Source organism: Mesorhizobium sp. M7A.F.Ca.CA.003.01.2.1, assembly GCF_003998945.1.
Lineage (GTDB): Bacteria > Pseudomonadota > Alphaproteobacteria > Rhizobiales > Rhizobiaceae > Mesorhizobium > Mesorhizobium ciceri.
The window spans coordinates 1-5,320 of the sequence record NZ_RZRA01000336.1 but is presented as its reverse complement, the minus strand read 5'-3'; the positions used below and the strand labels follow the sequence as shown (position 1 = coordinate 5,320).

Annotated in this window: 6 protein-coding genes; 5 read left to right on the top strand and 1 reads right to left on the bottom strand. The window is 63.8% G+C overall.

Features of this window, described 5'->3' with window-relative positions; all coding sequences use genetic code 11:
* The 4 genes from EN969_RS15390 to EN969_RS15375 all read left to right on the top strand — a co-directional run.
* A partial coding sequence (locus EN969_RS15390; protein WP_164758271.1) for a polyphenol oxidase family protein occupies positions 1 to 453 on the top strand: 453 nt, incomplete at its 5' end.
* Positions 453 to 1,604: a Xaa-Pro peptidase family protein gene (locus tag EN969_RS15385; protein WP_013530004.1), complete on the top strand. Its 1,152-nt coding sequence runs from the start codon at positions 453 to 455 to the stop codon at positions 1,602 to 1,604. The genes EN969_RS15390 and EN969_RS15385, both read left to right, overlap by 1 nt.
* Before the next feature lie 43 nt (positions 1,605 to 1,647).
* The gene (locus tag EN969_RS15380; RefSeq protein WP_063168841.1) at positions 1,648 to 2,277 is read left to right on the top strand and encodes a hypothetical protein; all 630 of its coding nucleotides are present in this window, start codon (positions 1,648 to 1,650) and stop codon (positions 2,275 to 2,277) included.
* Positions 2,278 to 2,514: 237 nt separating this feature from the next.
* Positions 2,515 to 3,450, top strand: coding sequence for a ribose-phosphate pyrophosphokinase (locus tag EN969_RS15375; protein WP_013530002.1), 936 nt, complete (start codon positions 2,515 to 2,517; stop codon positions 3,448 to 3,450).
* A gap of 12 nt (positions 3,451 to 3,462) precedes the next feature.
* Here EN969_RS15375 and EN969_RS15370 read toward each other — a convergent pair whose 3' ends face one another.
* The gene (locus EN969_RS15370; protein ID WP_013530001.1) at positions 3,463 to 4,347 is read right to left on the bottom strand and encodes a helix-turn-helix transcriptional regulator; all 885 of its coding nucleotides are present in this window, start codon (positions 4,345 to 4,347) and stop codon (positions 3,463 to 3,465) included.
* A 151-nt stretch (positions 4,348 to 4,498) separates the two neighbouring features.
* Here EN969_RS15370 and EN969_RS15365 point away from each other — a divergent pair.
* On the top strand, positions 4,499 to 5,320 hold an 822-nt coding region (locus tag EN969_RS15365), incomplete at its 3' end, for an MFS transporter (protein ID WP_164758270.1).

The window sequence follows — 5,320 nt, the reverse complement described above, 5'->3', positions numbered from 1 at the left end:
GCCGATTGCGGTCCCGTGCTGTTCGCTGATGCGCAGGCGCGCATCATCGGCGCTGCGCATGCCGGCTGGAAAGGCGCGTTCACCGGCGTGCTCGAAAACACCATCCTGGCGATGGAAAGCCTCGGCGCCCGGCGCCAAAACATCGTCGCCGTGCTAGGCCCCTCCATCGGCCCGCGAAACTACGAGGTCGGCCCGGAATTCGTCGCCCGCTTTGTCGAATCCGACGCCGAAAACATCCTCTATTTCGCTCCGTCCGCCAATGCCGGCCATGCGATGTTCGACCTCAACCGCTACACGGTTGACCGGCTGGCCAAGGCAGGCGTGACGGCTGAGGGCCTCGACCGCTGCACTTACGCTGAGGAAGGCCTGTTCTACTCCTATCGGCGCACCACGCATCGCAAGGAGCCCGATTACGGCCGGCAGGTTTCGGCAATTGTCTTGGAGAGGGAATAATGGCGCTGCATTTTGAACGATCTGAATTTGACGCGCGGCGCGACCGGCTGATCATCGAGATGGCCGAAAAGAAGCTCGACGCCATCCTGCTGTTCGCGCAGGAAAGCATGTATTGGCTGACCGGCTACGACACGTTCGGCTTCTGCTTCTTCCAGTGCCTGGTGGTCAAGGCCGACGGTTCGATGGTGCTTCTGACCCGCTCGGCCGACCTGCGCCAGGCACGTCAGACCTCGATTATCGACAACATCGTCTTGTGGACCGACCGCAACGGCGCCAATCCCGCGGTCGACCTGCGCAATCTGCTCAACGAACTCGACCTGCTCGGCGCCCGCATCGGTGTCGAATATGACACCCACGGCCTGACCGCCTTCAACGGCCGCCGCCTGGACGAGCAGTTGCAGACCTTCGGCCAGATCGCCGATGCGTCCGGCATTGTCGGCCGGCTGCGCCTGTTCAAGAGCCCGGCCGAGATAGCCAAGGCCGAGAAGGCCGCCAATCTCTCCGACGATGCGCTCGACGCGGCACTGCCGCTGATCAAGCAAGGCGGCGACGAAGCTCTGATCCTGGCCGCCATGCAGGGCGCGATCTTCGCCGGCGGCGGCGACTATCCGGCCAACGAGTTCATCATCGGCTCCGGCGTCGATGCGCTGCTGTGCCGCTACAAGGCCGGCCGCCGCAAGCTCACCAAGAACGACCAGCTGACGCTCGAATGGGCCGGCGTCTTCAACCACTACCATGCGCCGATGATGCGCACGGTGCTGACCGGCAAGGTGTCGAAGCGCCATCAGGAACTGTTCGACGCCGCCCGCGCAGCACTCCTGGCTGTCGAGAAGGCGATGATGCCGGGCAACAGCTTCGGCGACGTCTTCGATGCGCATGCCCGCACCATGGAGGCACACGGCCTGACCAAGCACCGGCTGAACGCCTGCGGCTATTCGGTCGGCGCCCGCTTCACCCCGTCCTGGATGGACATGCCGATGTTCTACCAGGGCAATCCCGAACCGATCGCGCCCAACATGACGCTGTTCGCCCATATGATCATCATGGACTCCGACACCGAGACGGCGATGACGCTTGGCCGCACCTACCTGACCACCGAATCCCAGCCCAGGCCGCTGTCCCGCCATGATCTCGACTTGATCGTAAAGTGAATCCACAGTGGGAGGCGTTCTTCGCCAAGGAGTTAGAAGGCAAATGAGACGATCGCATGTGACGACCGTGTCATTGCTTGTGGCATTGGCTCTTGCCGCCTGCACCAACGCAAAGGACGTGCTCGAACCGTCGGCGATCACCCCGCCGGCGACGTCGACCCAGACGCTGCCCGCAACGTCAGGCAACACGGCGGCAACGGTTCCGGCCGGGCCCGCCACCAGCACGTCTGGCGCTCCCGCAACCGCCGCCGCACCGGTCACATCAGCCCAAAGCGCTGCCATCCTGTCGAAGACCCGCTTGCAGATCGCGCCGATCGTCGGCGCTTCGGTGGAAGCTGCGACACCTCTGACGGCGGAGTTGCAGACCCGTGCCAGGCAGCGCGGCATCACTCTCGCCGGCAGCGCCGACCAGACCGTGACACATGTGCTGAAAGGCTATTTCTCGACGATGTCGGAAGGCGCCGACACCACCGTCATCTATGTCTGGGACGTCTATGACCCCGCTGGCAACCGGCTGCACCGCATCAATGGCCAGCAGAAGGCTCCGTCGGTCAATTCCGGCGCCAGCGCGGGCGGCGACAGCTGGAAGGGGATCTCGCCGGCCACCATGCAGGCGATCGCCGACCAGACCATCGACCAGTTCGCCGCCTGGCTCGGCGGCAAGGCGGGCTAGAGGCATCGGACCCCAAAGTGGAGACGGTTTTGGGAAAATCCGATGCCCAATGAGAAGAAGAACCAGCACAAGTCCCCTGCTCCCTGTTGCAGTCCGGCGATGGCGCGGAGCTTTCTTGAGTTTAGCCGGCGGATTCCCGATCTCGGCGCTTGCAATACCAGCGCGGGCCGCTAAAAGCCCGGTTAAAGGGCGCAAGCGAGTCCGTCAGGCCTCATCATCCTCCACCAGGAACCGTGCATGAAACTCTTCGCGGGCAATTCCAACAGGGTGCTGGCCGAAGCAGTCGCCCGGTACCTCAACGTCCCGCTGGGCAAAGCCACGGTCAGGCGCTTCGCCGACCAGGAAATCTTCGTCGAAATCCAGGAAAACGTGCGCGGCGAGGATGTCTTCATCCTGCAGTCGACCTCGTTCCCGACCAACGATCATTTGATGGAATTGCTTATCATGATCGATGCCTTCATGCGCTCCTCGGCCAAGCGCATCACGGCGGTCATCCCTTATTTCGGCTACGCCAGGCAGGACCGCCGCGCCTCCGGCCGCACGCCGATCTCGGCCAAGCTGGTCGCCAACATGATCACCCGCGCCGGCGTCGACCGCGTTCTGACGCTCGACCTGCATGCCGGCCAGATCCAGGGCTTCTTCGACATCCCGACCGACAATCTGTTTTCCGTGCCGGTGATGGCCCGCGACGTGAAGGCCAAATACAAGCAACTCGGCAACGTCGTGGTGGTTTCGCCCGACATTGGCGGCGTGGTCCGCGCCCGTGCGCTGGCCAAGCGCTTCGATGCGCAACTGGCCATCGTCGACAAGCGCCGCGAACGGCCGGGCGAATCGGAAGTCATGAACATCATCGGCGCGGTCGCCGGCAAGGATTGCCTGCTGATCGACGACATCGTCGATTCCGGCGGCACGCTGTGCAACGCCGCCGATGCGCTGCTGGCCAACGGCGCCACCAGCGTCACCGCCTATATCACCCACGGCGTGCTGTCGGGCGGTGCCGTTGCCCGCATCAGCGGCTCGAAGCTGCAGGAACTGGTGATCACCGATTCCATCCAGCCGACCCAGGGCGTGCTCGACGCGCCCAACATCCGCGTCATCTCGATCGCCGACCTGATGGGCGAAGCCATCTCGCGCACGGCGACTGAGGAATCGGTGTCCAGCCTGTTCGACTAAACCCGCCTGCCCTTAAGGCGCGGAGCTTTCCAACCGAACCGGGCCGATCAGGCGACGAGCGACCTCGACGTTCTCGCGTGCGCCGCGCATATAGCCGCGCGGCGAGGTCCCCAGCATGCGCTTGAACATGGTGATGAAGGCCGGCACGCTGTCATAGCCGAGATCAAGCGCCACCCTGGTGATCGGCTCGCCGTCCGCCAGCCTGGGCAGCGCCGCGAACAGGCAGGCCTGCTGGCGCCATGTCGACAGCGACAGGCCGGTCTGGCGCTGGAAGGCGCGCGTGAAGGAACGGCGGCTCATGCCGGCTGCATCGGCCCACTCGTCGATGGTCGCATGCGGCGACGGTGCTGCGACGAAGCGTCGGCACAGCGCCGACAATCTTGGATCGGACGGAAATGGCAGCCCGAGAGGCCGTTCCGGCAAGGTCGGGATTTCGTGCAGCAGAAGGTTCATGATCAGCCCACCGCGTCCTTCCAGAACGCCGCCTTGCGGGAGCTTCTCCGATTCCACGATCAGGCTGTGCATCAGGTCGGTGACGCCGACGACGCGCAAGCCTTCGGGCAGCCCGGGGATCGCCTGTGGCATGACATAAACCGAACGCATCGAGACGTCGCCCAGCATCTCGACGGAATGCTCGGTGCCGGCTGGAATCCACATCGCGTGGTCGGGCGGCACCATCCAGCGCCCGTAGCGTGTCGTCACCAGCACCACACCGACAAGCGCATGCAAGAGCTGGCTGCGGCTGTGGCGGTGCTGTGGCACGCGGTAGCCGTCAGGATATTCGGTCGGCAATGCCACCGCCGGCCCGGCCACTTGCTCAAGCCACTGCCAGCGGCTCTCGTGCAACTGGCCGAGATTGGCATTGCCAGCGTGAAAGACTTCTTTGCCGTGCGGCATCTAGTTATGGCCCACTTGCGAAACTATTGGACCAAACCACGAAAGAAGTCGTCTCGCAAGCGGCTTATAAGGCACCGTCCCTAGGGTGGCCGCAAGGAGCGTCCGCCAGTTGCCTGCGGGCGTGCCCGCCAAAAAGACCACGGAGCCTACCTTGACCGATACGACAGCAGCCAGCGTCGCCCCACCGGCGAGCGCCAGTCACGCCTCAGCCCAGGCGACGGCCTTCACCGTCATCCTGGCGGTGAGCTTCTGCCACTGCATCAACGACATCATGCAGTCGCTGCTATCGGCCATTTACCCGCTCCTGAAAGAGAATTATGGCCTCGATTTCTGGCAGATCGGCTTGTTGACCTTCACTTTCCAGGTGACCGCATCCTTGCTGCAGCCGCTGATCGGCATGATCACCGACAAGCGGCCGATGCCCTATTCGCTGCCCTATGGCATGGCGTCGTCGCTGATCGGCCTGATCGTGCTCGCCTATGCCGGGCATTATTCGCTGCTGCTGATCGGTGCCTCGCTGATCGGCATCGGCTCGGCGATCTTCCACCCGGAATCCTCGCGCATCGCCCGCTTCGCTTCCGGCGGCCGCTTCGGCCTGGCGCAGTCGCTGTTCCAGGTGGGCGGCAATTTCGGCCAGTCCATGGGGCCGCTGCTGGCGGCCTTCATCGTCGTGCCGTTCGGCCAGACCAGCATTTCCTGGTTCGCCGTCGGCTCGCTGATCGGCATCATCGTTTTGTGGCAGGTCGGCGGCTGGTACAGCCGGCTGCGTGCCGCGCAGGGCACCCGCAAGGCGGCGAGCTTCGTTTCGCCCTTCCCGCGCCGCAAGGTGATGAATGCATTGATCGTGCTGACACTGCTGGTTCTGAGCAAGAATGCCTACATCGCCAGCCTCGCCAGCTACTACACCTTCTATTCCATGCATAAGTTCGGCGTTTCTGTGCAGATGAGCCAGGTCATGCTGTTCCTGTTCCTC

Coding starts and splice junctions, on each gene's coding strand:
- EN969_RS15385 (WP_013530004.1), top strand. CDS start 453: ATGGCGCTGCATTTTGAACGATCTGAATTTGACGCGCGGCGCGACCGG.
- EN969_RS15380 (WP_063168841.1), top strand. CDS start 1,648: ATGAGACGATCGCATGTGACGACCGTGTCATTGCTTGTGGCATTGGCT.
- EN969_RS15375 (WP_013530002.1), top strand. CDS start 2,515: ATGAAACTCTTCGCGGGCAATTCCAACAGGGTGCTGGCCGAAGCAGTC.
- EN969_RS15370 (WP_013530001.1), bottom strand. CDS start 4,347: ATGCCGCACGGCAAAGAAGTCTTTCACGCTGGCAATGCCAATCTCGGC.